Genomic DNA, 17,859 nt, shown 5'->3' with positions numbered 1-17,859 from the left:
AGATGTCCTTATCGCGGTAATGTTTTAAGAATATCGGCGAAAACCCCCGCCGCCGTAACTTCGGCGCCGGCCCCATAACCACGGATCACAAAGGGTTTTGGCTGATAATACTGACTTAAAATGGCCAGCGCGTTTTCACCATCGCGAATATCGAATAAGGCATGATTGCTATCCACCGCTTCAATACCGACCTTGCAACGCCCCTTGTCTATGCTGCCAACGTAACGCAGCACCTTGCCTTCGGCCTTGGCGGAGGACACCTTGTCGGCAAAATCGCTGTCGAGTTCGGGCAGCTTAGCCATAAACTCATCGACACTGAGACCATTAGCAAAGCCAGGCGGCAAGACAGACTCAACTTCTATATCTTCAAGTTCGAGTTCCAATCCGGCTTCACGGGCAATGATCAACAACTTGCGAGCAACATCGGTACCGGACAAATCATCACGGGGATCCGGCTCGGTAAAGCCACTTTCTTTCGCCTTGATGGTGGCCTCGGACAGGCTTAAGCCATCGCTCAGCACCCCAAACATATACGACAAGGAACCAGACAGAATGCCGCTAAAGTGCAACAGCTGATCGCCGGCGCCAAACAGCGACTGAAGATTATCGAGTACGGGCAAACCGGCACCAACGTTGGTTTCATAAAGGAAGCGTCGGTTATTGCGCTGCGCCGCTTCTTTTAACTGCCAATAATAGGCTTGCGAGCTGGTATTGGCCTTTTTATTGGCGGCGACCACGTGGAAACCGGCATTTAAGAAATTAACGTATTGATCCGCCAGCGCCGCCGCTGAACTACAGTCGACAATTACCGGGTTGATCAGGTGATGCTGTTTTACGAATTGTTCCAGATAATTCAGGTCAAACTCCTGTGCCGTTTGCTGCAACTGCGTTGGCCATTGCTGCAAATCGACCCCTTCACTATTTAGCAGCATCTGCCGCGAGTTGGCGATGCCGCGCACCTTCAACTTGATATTGCGGGCCTTAAGCCAGTCTTGCTGCTTCTCCACCTGGCTAAGCAATTCGCTGCCCACTAGGCCGCAACCCAAGAGGAAAACATCGATAGATGGCATATGGGTAAAGAAGTTTTCATGGCACACCTTCACCGCATCGTTACACAGCTCGCCGTCGATCACCGCGGAAATGGAGCTTTCGGTGGAGTCCTGGGCAATGGCAACGATATTCACCTGGGCCTGGGCCAAAGATGCAAAAAACTTGGCCGCCAGGCCCTTGTGGGCACGCATCTTGTCACCCACAGGGTCACAATAGCCAAGTGGCGCTGCACCTGGACCGGCTCTATCAACCCGGCTTTGGCCTCAAGTTCAAAGGCTTGCTCAAGGGCATGCAGCGCCAATGCAAGATCTTGCTGATAAACACAAAAACTAATGCTGAACTCACAGCTGGATTGGGTGATAAGCACGATAGAGACATTGTCGGTAGCCAGCGCGGTAAACACCTTGGCCGCCATACCGACCTTGCCCTTCATGCCCGGCCCCGACACCGTTAGCATGGCCAAATCCTGCAAACTGGAAATGGCTTTCACCGGCTGTGAGGATCTGGCCTCATCGCTGATCAGCGAACCAGGTAACATGGGATCATGGGTATTTTTTATCTCACAGGGCACGCCCGCTTTTGCGCAAGGCATGATGGTCTTAGGGTGCAACACCTTGGCACCAAAGTAAGACAGCTCCATGGCTTCTTTATAGGAAAGGTGATCAACCTTGGTCGCGCCCTTTATGTAACGGGGGTCGGCGCTATACACACCATCCACGTCGGTCCAAATTTGGCAGAGCTCGGCTTCTAAACAGGCGGCCGCCACCGCGGCGGAGTAATCGGAGCCATTGCGCCCCAGGGTCGTCAAATTGCCCTGGGCATCGGCACCGGTAAAACCGGCCATGATATATACTTTTGCCGGGTTAGCATGCAAATACTCCCGCAGCAGTTGTTTTGACACATCAAGATCGACTTCGGCGTCCATAAAGCCTCCATGCGAGCGTACCACCTGCTCGGCAGGCACATTGTGCGCACCCAAGTCGGCCAATAAGGCCTGCATCAAGGCCACGCTGATGCGTTCTCCAAAGCTAATGATGTAGCTGTACACCGCATCTGGGCACTGGCCAAGCAAGGCTACGCCGTCAAGACGCCGTTTCAAATCCTGAAAATCAGGCCAAGCGCTGGGCGCCTGCGCCAGATTCGTAACCTCAGATTTTAAGCCCTCGGCTCGGGCGCATAACGCCTGCCAGGGAATACTGTAATCCTGTCCCGTTTTAGCCAGCTCACTCAAGGCCACCAAGGCATCGGTCATGCCCCCCGGTGCCGACAATACCAGTAACATTTGCTCTTTAAGCTCGGCGCGCACTATGGCACTCACCCGTGCTAAGCAATCCGCATCGGCCAGTGATGAACCGCCAAATTTCAATACCTGCATAATTTCCTCATTCCCGTTTTGATCGCAATTATTCCGCTGCGTGGTGGCGTCCAATTAGGCCAAAAAAAAGGCCCATGCAATAAAGCATAGGCCTTTTTTTCTTCGCGCACCGACCCATGCCACTATCCGCTAAGGATGGTGGTGGTAATAATGGTGATCAGTGTTGCGTAATTTGTATTCATGCTTTTAGACTGCCCGAAAATGACTATTTCTGTCAACAGCAAAATTTAACAAATAATATGCTTTTTTCTTCTATCTGAAACAATACGTAGAAATACTTATGCAAATTGAAAAATTGGACTAGAGTGGGCCTGGACGAATCATTGCAATGCCAAAACGCGCTAACCTGCTAAGTTTTAATATATTAAATGGCAAGTTAGTCGGTAAACGAGACGCAATGTGCCTCTAGGAATAAATATTAGCTTTTGTTAAACGCCGGTCAATAAGCTATTATTTTGTGTGGTTTTTTAAAATTCTTAGCGCTATTTCTGCCTAATGGCAAAAATATAAACTCAAACTCGGAGTTTTCTCACCGCCTTTTTTAGTTGCACAGGGCCAAGTACATACATGTTGCATAATAGTTTATCGAAAAAACTCCTTACTAGTGTTTTATCCGTGTACTTTGTGCTGACCTTTGTGGTGACCTGCGCGCAAATATTTGCCGAATATTTCAATACAAAAAGCTATATTCGCAATGAATTGCAAACCCTGCAACAAACCTTTAGCGGTAGCCTGACCCGCGCCATCTGGGAACTGAATACCGATCAAAGCATCACCATTGCCGAAGGCCTACTCGCCATTCCCATGGTTGAGGGCATCATAGTGCGCGACGACAGCGGTGAGGTGATCTCGCAGCTTGGACGCTCGTTAGATATCCGCGAGCTCTACTCAAAGCAACTGGTGCAAGACGCAGCCATGATTGAAGACACTCCGTCGGGCCTGTTTGGTTATACCTTTCCGCTTATTTTCGAATTTTCTGGCCGTGAAACCCAGGTGGGCGATGTCACCCTATTTTCCAGTCGCGATGTAGTCGTCAGCCGCATTATCGTCTCCATTTATCTGCTCGCGGGTAACGCCATGATCAAGACCACGTTTTTGATCCTGTTGTTTTTACTGGCCTTTAGAAAACACCTGACTCGGCCATTGCAGCAATTAACGGAGCAAATCGAGACCGTTGAGCCGGACGCCATCGAAGACACGCGAATTAGGCTCGACAATCAAGAGCAAAATGAGCTCAACGTCATGGCCCAGGCCTTTAATAATTTAATTGCCAAGGTCGTCGAATACCGTGACAAACTTAGACGCACGCAAAAAGAGTTACTCAAAAGCAATGAAAAGCTCGACCAACAGAATATAGAACTCGAGCAGGAAGTAGCCCGTAAGACCTCCAACCTAAGCCAGGCCATGATGGACCTGCAGCAGCAAAAATATGAGCTGGAAAAACAAAAACTGAGTCTGACCGAAGAAATTGAGCTCAGACGCCAAACCGAGCAAGAGCTACTCACCAAGCAAAGAGAAATGCAGCGCTACGTGGACGAGCTGAACGTGACTCAAGAGCGCTTATTGGGCTCGGAGAAAATGGCGGCCCTGGGTGGGCTGGTTGCCGGCATCACCCATGACATCAATACCCCAGTAGGAATAGGGGTTACCGCCACCTCGTTTTTACAGGAGCGCCTTAAGGAGCTGGAGCAAGCGCACAGCAAGGAAACACTGACCCCGGCTGAGTTGGCACAATTTATTAGCGAGGCGAAACAAAGCACCGAGTTGCTAAGCAGCAACCTGGCCCGTGCCAGCGAGCTGGTCGCCAGTTTCAAACAAATAGCCGTAGATCAAGCCAGTGAAGCGGTGCGCACCATCAACTTAAAAGCATACCTTGGCGAAGTGATCCGCTCCCTGCATCCAAAACTGAAACACACCGAGCATGAAATCAATATCCAGTGTCCGGATGATCTGGTGCTTAACTTACCCGCTGGGGCGATAAGCCAGATTTTTACCAATTTAATAATGAACTCACTGATCCATGGTTTTGAAGGGGTTCAGCACGGCCATATCGATATCCTGATCCGAGACCAGGATGAGCGGGTATTAATCGAATACAGTGACGATGGTTGCGGCGTCAACGCGGCACAATTGGAACAGCTCTTTAATCCCTATTTCACTACTAAACGGGACCAGGGAGGCAGCGGCCTGGGCACCCATATTACCTTTAACCTGGTAAAACAAACCCTGGGCGGCGAAATAGCGGTCAGCAGCAAGCCCAATAAGGGGTTGCAGTATTTCATTTCGCTTCCGAAAGACCTGCCAAAACCCATGCAAATGTTTAATTAGCGGCGCCACTCCGTTATGATGACGGCACTATAAATTTGCGCCCAAAGCGCTCCATGGAAGTATATTTATGTGGTTTAGTAACCTAATTTGCTATCGTTTTAAGCAAGAGATCAGCTATCAACAAGAAGACTTTGACAAAGCCCTGGAGCAGGACCTTTTTCGCCCCTGTGGCAGTCAGGATCTGCACACCTTCGGTTGGACCAAAGCCCTGGGTAAGCATGGCCAAACATTAAGCCACTTTTCTAAAAACTCAATTCTGGTGTGTGCCAAGCGCGAAGAGAAGGTGCTGCCTGCGGCGGTCGTCAACGATATGCTGCAAGAGAAGGTAGAGCAACTGGAAGTACAGGAAAACCGCCGAGTAAACAAAAAAGAAAAGGATGAACTCAAAGAGAATATCCTTAACACCCTGTTGCCTCAGGCCTTCAAAAAGTCGAGCCTGCAATATGCCTTTATCGATATGGAAAATGGCTGGGTGGTTGTTAATAGCGCCAGCTTTAATAAAGCAGAAGAATTATTAGCGCTGCTGCGTAAGTCTTTGGGTACCCTGCCCGTCGTGCCCGCCTTTGCCAATTATGATCTGGGCCTGTTCCTGACTTCTTGGTTAAAAGAATTCAATGCTCCAGAAGGCTTTGCCATTGGCCTGGACGCCGAGTTGCAAGAGCCGGATGACAATGGTGCTCAAGTAAAACTGAAGGGCCACGACCTAGCCAGTGAAGAGGTTAAAAATCACCTCGACAATGGTAAAGAAGTGACGAAACTTGCCCTTGAATACCATGAGCGCGTGAAGTTTATGCTGCAAAACGACGGCTCTATTAAACGTGTAAGCTACGCCGATGTGTTAAAAGAAGAAAATGCCGATATTCCGAAGGAAGATATGGCGGTCAAACTGGACGCCGACTTTATTCTGGCATCGGAAGAAATCAAGGAATTACTTGAGGCCTTAACCAGCGAACTGGGCGACGCCGAAGACCTGTAACTCCATACTAGGTCGACCTTGGCCGCCAGGGATGGCGGTAGCAGAGCAATGCAGGAGCACATTGCCGAAGGCCGACCTTTAATGCCTTTTTGCTTAGCTGAACACCGCCTGGGTGTCTTTTACCAGGTTCTGATAATCGCTCTCGGCAAACAGTGCCAAGGACGGAATAATTCCTTTATCCACATACACCTGCAAGGCCGCCGTCTTATCGGAGACCTGCAGAATTCCCTCTAGAATCGCTCCCATGCGAATAAAGTCGACAAACTCAATCTCCTCGGGGCGATAGTTAGGATCGGACCACAGCTTAGCAACCTGGACGAATTCCTCGGAAAAATCCCACGCGGTTAAAATCGCGGCGCCAATACGACCAGCCAGCTTTTGAATGGCATGGGCTAAAAAACTTGGGTTGGCAAACACCTCAGGGTGTTTCTCCGCCTCGGTTAAAATAGGCAGAATCCCTATGTTATAGGTTAATGCCGCCAGGGTAATGGTTTCGGTGTTAATGGTATCGTGGCGCTGCTGCTCACGAAACTGCTGCACCAGCACCATGGCATGACAGGCGACACTAATGGTCTTTTGCCAAGCCTTATCCATGTACCCCTTGATCACCGTATTTTGCGACACAAACAGCTGCTCCATGGCCATAGCCGTGGCGATATTCTTGATTTGTCTGAGGCCGATACGCGTCACCGCCTGGTTAACCGTAGTCACCTTAACCGAGCGGCTCAACAAGGCACTGTTGGCGACCTTGATCATCCGCGCCGCCAACGCCGGATCGGTGGCAATCACTTCGGCCATGGTATGCAGGGTAATATCAGGATCATCGGCACAACTACGCACTCTTAAGGCCACTTCGGGCAGAGTTGGCAGTACCAGGGTATCGTTCTTGATGCGATCAACTAAGATAGTGAGCAAGGCATTTTCGGTAGACATTATCGCGGTATCCTTTTTCAGCAACGCTGAGCGTTCTTCTTATATCTGCCTATAAGTTACCGAGAAAGTTTCAAAAGAGATAGCGTAAAAAACCATTAATTTTAGAAATTTGTCGACCCTATCCTGTTATTTACCGTTGTCAGCGAAGCAACGAATTGGTTAAATAAGACGACTAAAATCAGTGCCTACGGCGGCTAACAGCTCGACCAATGGGCACTAATGCCAACAGAAGGCACGCTCGGCACGGACCACCCCCCTAAGCCAGCATTCACTCATTTTGTGAGTCTTATCCGCATAACAAGACTCATGATCAATTAACGAGGACTCTCATGCGTAAACTGTCGAAAATCTCTCAAGCCATCATGCTCGGTGGTTTAGTGGCCCTAAGCGGCTGTTCAAAACAACAGCCTCAAAGCAGCAACGAAGCCGTTGTTGAGCAAGCCCCTAGCAATGCTGCGGTAGAGTTGATCAACATCGCTCCCAGCCGTTTGGATATTTACACCGACTTTGAGCTGAACACAGATCTAACGCACTTAAGCGGCAACCAGAAGAAAATGCTGGCGAAACTAATCGACGCTGCAAAGATTATGGATGAGCTGTTCTGGCGCCAGGCCTTTGGTGGTGACAGAGCCGAGTTCCTTAGCGCCCTGAGCGATGAAAAAGTACGCCACTTCGCAAAAATCAACTATGGCCCTTGGGATCGCCTTAATGGCGACCAGGTATTCCTCTCTGGTTTTGAGCCCAAGTCGGCCGGCGCCCAATTCTACCCTGCGGATATGAGCAAAGAAGAGTTAGAGAGTGCCGAGCTTGCCGATAAAGCTGGCCTTTACTCGGTGATCAAACGCGATGCCGAGGGCAAACTCTTCAGCGTAGCCTACTCAAAGGAATACGCGAATGAGCTACAGGCCGCCGCCAAGCTGCTGCGCGAAGCCAGCGAGCTGGCCGAAGACAAAGAATTCGCCAACTACCTAAGCATGCGCGCCGATGCGCTATTAAGCGACGACTACCAGGCCTCTGATTTCGCCTGGATGGATATGAAAAATAACCCTATTGATGTGGTGATTGGCCCCATCGAAACCTACGAAGATCAGCTTTTCGGTTACCGCGCCGCTTTCGAAGCCTATGTCCTGGTAAAAGACATGGCCTGGAGTGAGCGCCTGGCCAAGTTCGCCCAGTTCCTCCCTGAGCTGCAAACAGGCCTGCCGGTTGCCGATGAGTATAAGCAAGAAGTACCGGGGTCGGATGCGGATCTGAATGCCTACGATGTGATCTACTACGCGGGTCACTCAAATGCCGGCAGCAAGACCATCGCCATCAACCTGCCTAACGATGAGCAGGTGCAGCTGGAAAAAGGTACCCGTCGCCTGCAACTTAAAAACGCCATGCGTGCCAAGTTTGATAAGATCTTGATGCCTATCGCCGCCGAGCTTATCGTGCCAGAGCAGCGTCAGCACATCACCTTCGATGCCTTCTTTGCCAACACCATGTTCCACGAAGTGGCACACGGCCTGGGCATTAAAAACACCATTACCGGTAAGGGTACGGTGCGTCAGTCGCTGCAAGAGCATGCCAGTGCTCTGGAAGAAGGCAAAGCCGATATCCTTGGCCTGTACATGGTTGAGCAGCTGCTAAACAAGGGTGAGATCACCGAAGGTACGCTGGAAGATTACTACGTGACCTTTATGGCCGGTATTTTCCGCTCGGTGCGTTTTGGCGCTTCCAGTGCCCACGGTAAAGCGAACATGATCCGCTTTAACTTCTTTAAGCAAGAAGGTGCCTTCTCTAAAGACGACAAGGGTCTTTACCGCGTCAATATGGATAAGATGGGAGCGGCCATGGCCAAGCTTTCTAACCTGATCCTCACCCTGCAGGGTAACGGCGATTATCAAAAGGTGGATCAACTGGTTGCCTCTATGGGCGAGATCAAGCCTGAGCTAGCGGCCGACCTGGAAAAACTAAGCCAGGCTAATATCCCGGTAGACGTTGACTTTACTCAGGGTAAAAAGGTGTTAGGTCTGGAATAAGCCAGAGTTTAGCTTCAGAAATAGCGCCAAAGGGCGCTATTTTTTTTGCTCGTTACCAATACTTCGCAAACAAAAAAGGCGCTCATTAGCGCCTTTTTTATCTTTAAGCTTGGGTTACTTGCCCTTACTCTCCTGGCCAATCTTTCTAATACGACGACGCTGAGACAGGGTCATCTTGTTGCTGCGACCGGCATAAGGGTTATCCCCTTCACGGAACTCGATTTTAATCGGCGTGCCCATGATATCCAGGGCCTTGCGGTAGTAGTTCATCAGGTAACGCTTATAGCTGTCTGGCAGCTCATGCACCTGATTACCGTGGATCACTATGCGTGGCGGGTTGTAACCACCGGCGTGAGCATATTTCAGCTTCACCCGACGACCACGCACCAGCGGCGGCTGGTGATCGGCCTGGGCCATATCCATGATACGACGCAACATGGCGGTACTGATACGCTTGGTGGCCGAGTCATAGGCTTCTTCCACCGACTCAAACAGATGGCCTACCCCAGTGCCATGCAAGGCAGAGATAAAGTGGATACGGGCAAAATCGACAAAACCTAAACGACGGTCAAGCTCCGACTTAATGCGGTCCTTTACATCACTGTCCAGGCCATCCCACTTGTTGACCGCCAATACCAGAGAGCGGCCGGCATTCAGGGCAAAGCCCAGCAGACTCAGGTCCTGATCCGAAATACCGGTACGGGCATCGATCACCAAAAGTACCACGTTGGCATCTTCGATGGCCTTCAAGGTCTTGATCACCGAGAACTTCTCGACCACATCGCTAACCTTTTTACGCTTACGAACACCGGCGGTGTCGATCAACACATACTCGCGGTCGTTGCGGGTCATGGGGATATAAATCGAGTCTCGCGTGGTGCCCGGCATATCGTACACTATCACCCGCTCTTCACCGAGAATACGGTTGGTCAGCGTCGACTTACCCACGTTAGGGCGACCGATAATGGCCAGCTTAATGGCCTTATCGGCAAGGTCTTCATGCTCACCTTCTTCATCCCCCTCTCCCTGAGGACCATGCTCGTCATCATAGGCGGCAAACGGGTCTTCTTCGATGAGTTGTTGGCGCTCTTTGGCAATTTGCTCGATCACCGGCTGTAAGGCGCTGCTTAGCAGGCCGGTAATGCCACGACCATGAGCGGCAGCGATCTGATACACCTCACCCATGGCCAGTTGATAAAACTCGGCACAGTTGGAATCGGCGTCGATGCCATCGGTCTTATTGGCAACCAGGAACACCTTTTTCTCTTGCTTACGCAAGTGCTGGGCAATGGCCTGATCGGCCACCGTCATACCGGCACGGGCATCAACAAGGAACAGCACCACATCCGCTTCTTCGATCGCCAGCAGAGACTGCTCGGCCATTTCGGTTTCGATACCCTCTTCGGAGCCATCGATACCGCCGGTATCAACAACGATAAAGTCAAAACCATCATAACTCGCCTGGCCATATTTACGATCTCGAGTCAGGCCAGGGAAGTCCGCAACAAGTGCGTCGCGGGTGCGAGTTAAGCGGTTAAACAATGTCGATTTACCGACATTAGGTCGCCCAACTAAGGCGATCACAGGAAGCATAATGTACCTCTTCAAATAACAAAAAAGCTCCGCCGCAGCCAAATGGCTTAAGGCGAAGCCTATCTTAGGGCATAGCCTAATTAACTAATTACTGCGCTTTAATGGCGCTGACTTCACCGTCGCGGGTGATAACAATCAGACGATCATCGGCTACGATAGGCTCAACATAAAAGCCCGAGCCATCAAACTCATGACGCGCTACCAACTCACCGCTATTGCGGTCAATCCAATGCAGGTTACCTTCTTGGTCACCCACCGCCAGGTAGCTGCCCAATACCGCCGGGCCGGTAATATACCAACCGCGTAAAGCCGCTTGTGACCAGCGTTCGATACCCGAACTCTTATCCAAAGCATAGATAACGCCGTCGCTGTCGACCACATAAATGGTGTCGCCAACAATGCTAAATTCACGATAGCTGCTATATTCACGCTTCCACACGACGTTGCCGGAACGGATATCCACCGCCGCCAGGTTACCATTGTAGGCCAGGGTATAAACCATGGCACCACTCACCTTAGGCTCGGTATCCACATCGACCAGACGCTCAAACTCTGAGGCGCCTTTTGGCTGCGCTACTTCCGCCTGCCAGGCAGAGAAACCACTGTCGGCAATCAACACGGTCAGCTTACCGGTTTCTTCACCGACTAACACACCACCGTTGGCAACCGTCGGCGAGCTTAAACCACGCAGCGTTAGCGGCGGCACTTCTTGCTCATAGCGCCAGCGCTCTTCACCCGTGTCCGGGTGCAGTGCCAGTAATTGACCCGAACCCAGATTGACGTAAATTAGGCCATCGCCAGCAGCAGGTCGAGATAGGGCTTCACCCGGGACGCTCTTGCGCCACACCAGCTCACCAGTTTCACGATCCAGCGCCACCACCTGGCCATGCTCGGAACCGATAAAGATTTTGCCGTAGGCCTGCAGAATGCCGCCGGAAAGCTTGGCACTTTCTTCGCCGCTCCACGGCCAAAAGCCGGTGTCATCACGAACATCGGTCTGCCACAGGGTATCACCATCGGCTAGGGATAAGGCCTCAACCTCACCATTGCGCGAGGCCACAAACACACGGTCTTTATAAAACGCCGGCTGTAAGCGCGAAAAATAATGTTCAACGCCATCGCCTACCGTTTCTTGCCACAATACCTGGGTTTCGAACTGGTTATTAATTTCCGGTAATACCAGCTCGTCTTCGTCGTTAGACGAACAACCCACCAAGGTCGCCATACATAAGGCAATCCCTGCTAGAGTAACCTTTTTCATCGTACCCGCTCCCTACGCAGCTGGCGTTTGTGCTGCCAAATCGTCCAATTTAACTTGCAATAGCGGGTTGCTTTCTAAGCCACCTTTGTCCGCCGCGCTTTGATAAGCGATGCGAGCCTGCTCTTTGTCGCCTTGAGCCAGGTAAATATCACCTTTTAATTCGGCAACGGCGGCTTCATAGCTTGCCGGTAATTCAGTGCCTAAAGTCGCTAGCGCTGCATCATAATTTTGCTGCGCCAATTGCACGCGCGCTAAACGCGTGGTGGCAATGGCTTTAAGCTCTTTCGTCAGTGCATGTTGCTGTGCCCAAATTAGCTTCTCGGCGGCCACATCCAGCTTTTCGGCATCTACCGCTTCTTTGGCGGCAACAAAGGCGGCCAATACGGCGTAGCTTGAGTCTTCATAGTCCTTCATCAGGGCTTCGCTTTGCGCGATCACATCGGCGTTTTCAACCTCGGTGCTTTGGGCAACCAGGTTAAATGCATCCGACGCTTCTTCTGCACTGCTGATCTGGTGCTGGTTGTAGGCTTTCCAGCCATACAAGCCACCGAGGCCAATAACAATACCAAGGGCGATTGAGACGCCGTGTTCTTTAAAAAAGCCTTTAATCGCTTCTGCTTGTTGTTCTTCTGTTGAATAAATTTCCATCATTACCTCTTAGACTCGGGTCTAAATCATGTCAGCCAACAGCTGGGTAATTTCATCCAAGGTCAGTGTTAACTGTGGTTTTTCTTCGCGTAGGTATTTTACCGTTACCACGCCCTGGTTGAGTTCATCTTCGCCTAAAATCAATGCCACTTCGGCACCGCTTTTATCAGCACGTTTTAATTGTTTCTTAAAGTTGCCGCCACCGGCATGCACCAAGACACGCAGGCCTGGTACGTCGGCACGCAGTTTAGAGGCGATCACAGGAGCCTGAATGCTGGCCTGCTCACCCATGGCCGCCACATAGACATCGGCATTGCGGCGTATGTCGCCAACACATTCAAGGGCTTGTAAGAGCAATACCAAGCGCTCCATCCCCATGGCAAAACCAACCGCAGGGGTGGCCTTACCGCCTAACTGCTCGACCAGGCCGTCATAACGACCACCGGCACATACGGTTCCCTGAGCGCCCAGGCTCTCGGTGACCCATTCAAACACGGTACGGTTGTAATAATCCAGGCCACGAACCAACTTTTCGTTAACCTGGTATTCGATACCTGCGGCGTCTAAACGTTCACATAAATTAGTAAAGTGGGCACGTGATTCTTCATCCAGGTGCTCGGATAGCTTAGGCGCATCAACCAATATGGCTTGTACGTCCGGGTTTTTGCTGTCCAACACGCGTAGCGGGTTTGAGTGCATACGACGCTTGGAGTCTTCGTCCAACTTGTCTTCATGCTGCTCAAGGTAGGCGACCAGGGCATCACGGTAGGCGGCACGCGCTTCATTTGAACCCAAAGAGTTCAGCTCAAGATGCACATGTTCGCTAATACCAAACTGCTGCCATAGCTGCGCCGTCAGCATGATCACTTCGGCATCGATATCGGCACTGGCAATACCGAACACTTCCAGACCAAACTGGTGGAACTGACGATAACGACCCTTTTGCGGACGCTCATGGCGGAACATAGGACCCATATACCACAAGCGCTGCTCCTGGTTATACAGCAGGCCGTTTTCATTGCCGGCACGCACACACACGGCCGTCCCCTCTGGGCGCAAAGTCAGGCTGTCGCCGTTGCGATCCTCAAAGGTATACATTTCTTTTTCAACGATATCGGTGACTTCACCAATAGAGCGCTTAAACAGGTCGGTCGACTCAACAATGGGGAAACGGATTTCTTGATAACCAAATGAAGCCACACATTGACGCAAAGTGTCTTCCACTTTTTGCCAAACTTGCGTGTCGCCCGGAAGGATGTCGTTCATGCCGCGAACTGCTTGAATTTGTTTTGCCACTGATAATCCCAAAATTCTGTTATAGGCTGCTCTGAGCCCGTGAAAAAGCGTCGATAAAGCGCGCTATTATAGCCTTTTGCGCCGCTACCACCAAGTACCGGCGCCGGCCTTAATCAACTAATTTGATGTCGATTGGCTGCTGTTGCTCTTGCTTGGCAAGGTAGTCGCGTACATGCTGCTCCAGCTGGTCAACAATTTTATCATTATCAACACGGGTCTTTTGACGCTCACCATTGATATACAAGCCTGAGCGACGGTTAGCACCGGCCAAACCGATATCACTGACCAGGGCTTCACCCGGGCCATTCACGACACAACCGATCACCGACACCGTCATCGGCGTGATCACGTCTTCTAAACGCTCTTCCAGCTCATTCATGGTGCTGACCACATCAAACTCCTGGCGTGAGCAGCTCGGACAGGCGATAAAGTTAATTCCGCGCGAACGAATACGCAGGGATTTTAGGATATCGAAACCCACCTTGATCTCTTGCACCGGATCGGCGGCAAGCGACACGCGCAGCGTATCGCCAATGCCCTCGGCCAGCAACATACCCAAGCCCACCGCGGATTTAACCGAACCGGAGCGGAAACCGCCGGCCTCGGTGATGCCCAGGTGCAGAGGTTGATCGATTTCTTTAGCCAGCAGACGATAAGCGCCCACCGCAAGGAATACATCGGAGGCCTTAACCGACACCTTAAACTGGTCAAAGTTAAGACGCTGGAGAATTTCCACATGACGCATGGCTGACTCCAGTAAGGCCTCGGGAGTCGGTTCGCCATACTTTTCCTGCAGGTCACGCTCTAATGAGCCGCCATTAACACCGATGCGAATAGGAATATTACGGGCGCCTGCGGCATCGACTACGGCACGAATTCTGTCTTCACTGCCTATGTTGCCCGGGTTAATGCGCAAGCAATCGGCGCCATATTCCGCGACTTTTAAGGCGATGCGATAGTCAAAATGGATATCTGTGACCAGGGGAATGTCGACCTGTTCTTTGATGCTTTTAAATGCTTCAGCGGCCGCCATGGTTGGCACCGAAACGCGCACGATATCGGCACCGGCCTGGGCGATATCCTGAATTTGCTTCACCGTGGCATCTACATCCATGGTGTCGGTATTGGTCATGGATTGCACGGCAATGGGGGCACCATCGCCAATCGGCACATCGCCAACATAAATACGCGTAGACTTGCGGCGCTTGATTGGTGACTCTGAAAACATACTACTTACTCTGTTAACGGTAATGAAAATTTAGCTAAACGGTTTTTTGGAAATTGCGAAATATCCACGGCTTGCCCATTAACACTAATGCTTACCACATCATGCTTTCCCAGGGTTACCGCAAAGGGGGCCAAACCCACTAACTCTAACTCTTGCCCCGCTTGTTTAATGTCATAGGCCAAACGCTGACCCTTGGCATCATGCACTTCGACCCAGCATTCGCCGCTAAAACGCATCACCACTCTTTGCTCACCGGCGGCCAGGGGTGCTTCAGCCAGCGGCGCTTTAGCCAGGGGCTCCTCAGCTGGGGAGGTTGATTGGGCAGTGTCGTCATTATCGACTGGCACCACGTCCTGGTTTGGCCTGGGTGTATCGGCAGTCTCTGACGGCTCGGAGGCGCTTTGTTGCGGGTTTTCCTGTTGAGATTGCTCAGACTCCTTCTCTGACACAGCTTCGGAGTTATCTTCAACAAGACTAGGTTGCTCTGTTTCTTGTGCTGGCGCCGCCACTATATCCGCAGCCAGCGGTGTGGTTTCCACAACCGGTTCGTCGCTGTCTTGCCACCACCAGAACAGGGATGAGCCTAGAATAATAGCGAGGATGGCATAACTAAAAAGCATCAGGCGATTATCATGGGCTTCTTTTTCAGTGCGTCGCGAAAAGCTCTGCATGCTGGCTTGCTCTTGTGCCTGAGGTTCAGGCTCAAAAGCGGATAACAAGGGAGCCGGGTCCAAAGCCACTATTTTACAGTAAGCCTTGATATAGCCACGCACGAAGATAACGGCTCCCAGCTGTTCAAAACGCCCATGCTCCAAGTCATCAAGCTTACGCACCGTCAGGTTAAGCTTGCGAGCCAACTCTTGCTGACTTAACTCCTGTTGTTCCCTAGCACCGGCTAACTTCTTGCCTATGGCAATAGACGCTGATTCCTCTTCAGCCTGCTGTGCTACTTCACCAGTGTCACTCATAATCGATAGTTCTTAGGATCTGCTATATAAATTTTATCGCCAGGAACCAGCTTGCTGTCTTCCTCAATCTGGTTCCACTCCATAAGTTTTTGCATAAGGACATTGTATTTCTTGGAAATTTCAAACAAGGTATCGCCCTCAGCAACGGTATGATAATTGTACGGGCGCTGTAAGTAAATCTTACGGCCAATTTGCACGTGGTCGGCACTTGCGAGGTTGTTCCACTTACGCAATGTGCTTAGGCGAATATTGTAGCGTGTCGAAACATTAAACAGGTTTTCACCCTTTTGCATCACGTGATAAGGGATTTCTTTTTTACCTGCGGTCTCGGCAATGGCCATTTGCTCAATCACCTTGGTGTTTGACGCCACCACCTCGGCTGTGCGGCTCAGATCTTCATCCAACTCATTGGGGTTGGTAGTCTCTTCTAACTGCTCTGCATTAGCAGCAAGCTGCTCAGAAGCGTCCTCGGCAACGTCCTCGGCAACGTCCTCGGCAATGTCCTCGACAACCGGCTGGTCTTCTGTTGCAACATCCGTGGCCAACTGCATTGATGCAAATTCACGGGCCAACTCTGATTGCAATTCATTCTTTTGCTCAGCTACCGTGCTAACACCCTCACCTTCGCTCACATTCGCGCTCTCGGTAGACTCTGCCTTTGCTTTTTCTTCAGGCGTATCCTTTGGCTCGTCAGCAGCTGACGTTGCAGGCGTAACTGACTGTTCCGTTACTGCCTCATTGGCCGCTTCGGCTATTTTTTCGGCCTTAGTTTCAACGTTATCGACTTGCTCTACAAGCTGATTTTCTAATGCTGGCTGTGCCAAGGGCTGTGCCACTGGCTGTGCTGAAAACTCTTCTGGAGACGCAACTGATGACTCCTTCGCAGGCTCGCCGACAAGCTCGGTCGTTGCCTCATTTACAGGGTCAGCAGTCGGCTCTGTCGCCACCTCGACGCTCGCATCTGGTTGTTCTGCTGGTTTGTCTGCACCGCTTGGCTCGGCTGATAGCTCAGCTGATAGCTCGACTGAAGGCTCAGCCGAATCTTGCTTTTGTTCTGGCTGGGCTTGCGGTTCAGAATCAGGCTTGCCTTCTGTAGTAACCTCTACCGCATCGGCAGCCTTAGCAGCTGCCTTAACAACCGAGGTTTCGACAAATTCAGTCGCCGGCGCGGCCGTAGCCAAGACGACGGCACTGGCGTCTGACTTAGTGCTCGCCTTTTTCTTCACTACCTTAATCTTAGGTTTGGCAACAATAACATTGCCGTCCATACTCTCTTGCAACTCATTGAGCTTAATGCGGCGATACTTTTCACGTAATTGTTCAAATTCACTGGCACTATAGCGTTGCTCGCGAATAATACGCGCTTCTAACGACGAGGGGTAAGTGACGGTAATGGTCTCTGCCAACTTGCGGGCATCTTCAATATGGCCCATGCGTTCCTGGATCAAATAACCCAGCAGCAAGGAGCGGGAAGATACCCGGCCAGTGCGCTCATAACGATTTAACACCTGCTGAGCATTATAAAAGTCACTTTTAGCATACTTTACAGCAGCCAGGTTGATTAGGCTTGATGGGCGTAATGAACTGTGTTGCAGGGAGTCTTCTAAGAAGGTCTCTGCGGCATCGAACTTATCAAACTCCAAGGCACACAGCGCCAGGTTTTCATAACTTTGGGCAACGCGCAGATAACTGGGAATCTCAATGGCAGCCATAAACTTATCGACCGCTAGATCATACTCACCGATATCACATAAAAACACCCCGTAGTTGTTTAGGGTGTTAGGATCGTTCGGCTCTAGACTGAGCGCCTTTTCATAAGCGTCTTTGGCCCGTTGCTTCTCACCAACCTGCTGGTAGTAATACGCAATTGAATAATGCACCTCAGGTAGTTCCGGGGCGAATTTAGCAGCGCGTTCTAGGTTATATTTTGCTTGCGTGCTCTCGCCTTGAGAAAGGTAATTTAAGGCAAGGGAGATTCGGGTGCGGGCGGCTTCTACGTTATTGATTTTCTTTTCAACAACGGGCTTGTCACTGCCCACATACGTGCTTTCGGTTACACACCCACCAAGGGCGAGTAAGCTTATACTGGTCACTAACAGCTTGCGCATGGCTTAGCCTCGTTTATTCCGTTATTACACCTATCATTACTGAAAAGCCCTTTTGTTTCATCAATTATTTG

At 50.9% G+C, this 17,859-nt stretch carries 11 protein-coding genes and 1 pseudogene; 3 read left to right on the top strand and 9 right to left on the bottom strand.

All coding sequences use genetic code 11. From position 1 onward, the window contains the following. Positions 1-8: 8 nt before the first annotated feature. Positions 9-2,425: pseudogene (gene thrA, locus C2M36_RS04055) on the bottom strand (bifunctional aspartate kinase/homoserine dehydrogenase I). 567 nt (positions 2,426-2,992) lie between these two features. Between thrA and C2M36_RS04050 the strand changes: the two are divergent. After that, the gene (locus tag C2M36_RS04050; protein ID WP_105253798.1) at positions 2,993-4,753 is read left to right on the top strand and encodes a sensor histidine kinase; all 1,761 of its coding nucleotides are present in this window, start codon (positions 2,993-2,995) and stop codon (positions 4,751-4,753) included. 67 nt (positions 4,754-4,820) lie between these two features. Further along, entirely contained in the window at positions 4,821-5,729 is a 909-nt protein-coding gene (gene rdgC / locus C2M36_RS04045; RefSeq protein WP_105253797.1) for a recombination-associated protein RdgC, read from the top strand. Positions 5,730-5,822: 93 nt separating this feature from the next. On the opposite strand, the gene C2M36_RS04040 is transcribed toward rdgC, so the two are convergent. Further along, complete coding sequence (locus tag C2M36_RS04040) at positions 5,823-6,662, bottom strand: HDOD domain-containing protein (protein WP_105253796.1); 840 nt, start codon at positions 6,660-6,662, stop codon at positions 5,823-5,825. 329 nt (positions 6,663-6,991) lie between these two features. On the opposite strand from C2M36_RS04040, the gene C2M36_RS04035 reads away from it, so the two are divergent. Then, a complete protein-coding gene (locus C2M36_RS04035) occupies positions 6,992-8,686 on the top strand; it encodes a dipeptidyl-peptidase 3 family protein (protein ID WP_105253795.1) in 1,695 nt (564 codons plus the stop codon). A 114-nt stretch (positions 8,687-8,800) separates the two neighbouring features. Here C2M36_RS04035 and der read toward each other — a convergent pair whose 3' ends face one another. The 7 genes from der to pilW form a co-directional block, all read right to left on the bottom strand. Continuing rightward, positions 8,801-10,279 (bottom strand): ribosome biogenesis GTPase Der, encoded by a 1,479-nt coding sequence (gene der / locus C2M36_RS04030; RefSeq protein ID WP_105253794.1) that lies wholly within the window; start codon positions 10,277-10,279, stop codon positions 8,801-8,803. Positions 10,280-10,367: 88 nt separating this feature from the next. Beyond that, a complete protein-coding gene (gene bamB / locus C2M36_RS04025) occupies positions 10,368-11,540 on the bottom strand; it encodes an outer membrane protein assembly factor BamB (protein WP_105253793.1) in 1,173 nt (390 codons plus the stop codon). A 12-nt stretch (positions 11,541-11,552) separates the two neighbouring features. Then, positions 11,553-12,188 carry a YfgM family protein gene (locus C2M36_RS04020; protein WP_105253792.1) on the bottom strand — a complete coding sequence of 212 codons (636 nt, stop codon included), beginning with the start codon at positions 12,186-12,188 and terminating at the stop codon, positions 11,553-11,555. Between the two features lie 21 nt (positions 12,189-12,209). Next, positions 12,210-13,484: a histidine--tRNA ligase gene (hisS, locus tag C2M36_RS04015; protein WP_105253791.1), complete on the bottom strand. Its 1,275-nt coding sequence runs from the start codon at positions 13,482-13,484 to the stop codon at positions 12,210-12,212. 109 nt (positions 13,485-13,593) lie between these two features. After that, positions 13,594-14,712, bottom strand: coding sequence for a flavodoxin-dependent (E)-4-hydroxy-3-methylbut-2-enyl-diphosphate synthase (ispG, locus tag C2M36_RS04010; RefSeq protein ID WP_105253790.1), 1,119 nt, complete (start codon positions 14,710-14,712; stop codon positions 13,594-13,596). Between the two features lie 5 nt (positions 14,713-14,717). Continuing rightward, a complete protein-coding gene (locus C2M36_RS04005) occupies positions 14,718-15,680 on the bottom strand; it encodes a RodZ domain-containing protein (protein WP_105253789.1) in 963 nt (320 codons plus the stop codon). Continuing rightward, positions 15,677-17,788: a type IV pilus biogenesis/stability protein PilW gene (gene pilW, locus C2M36_RS04000; protein ID WP_105253788.1), complete on the bottom strand. Its 2,112-nt coding sequence runs from the start codon at positions 17,786-17,788 to the stop codon at positions 15,677-15,679. The genes C2M36_RS04005 and pilW overlap by 4 nt, the downstream gene beginning before the upstream one ends. Between the last annotated feature and the right edge of the window lie 71 nt (positions 17,789-17,859).

This window comes from Pseudoalteromonas sp. T1lg75, from assembly GCF_002964705.1.
Classification (GTDB): Bacteria; Pseudomonadota; Gammaproteobacteria; order Enterobacterales; family Alteromonadaceae; genus Pseudoalteromonas.
Note: the sequence above shows the minus strand (reverse complement) of the source record. Positions and strands in the feature narration are given on the sequence as shown.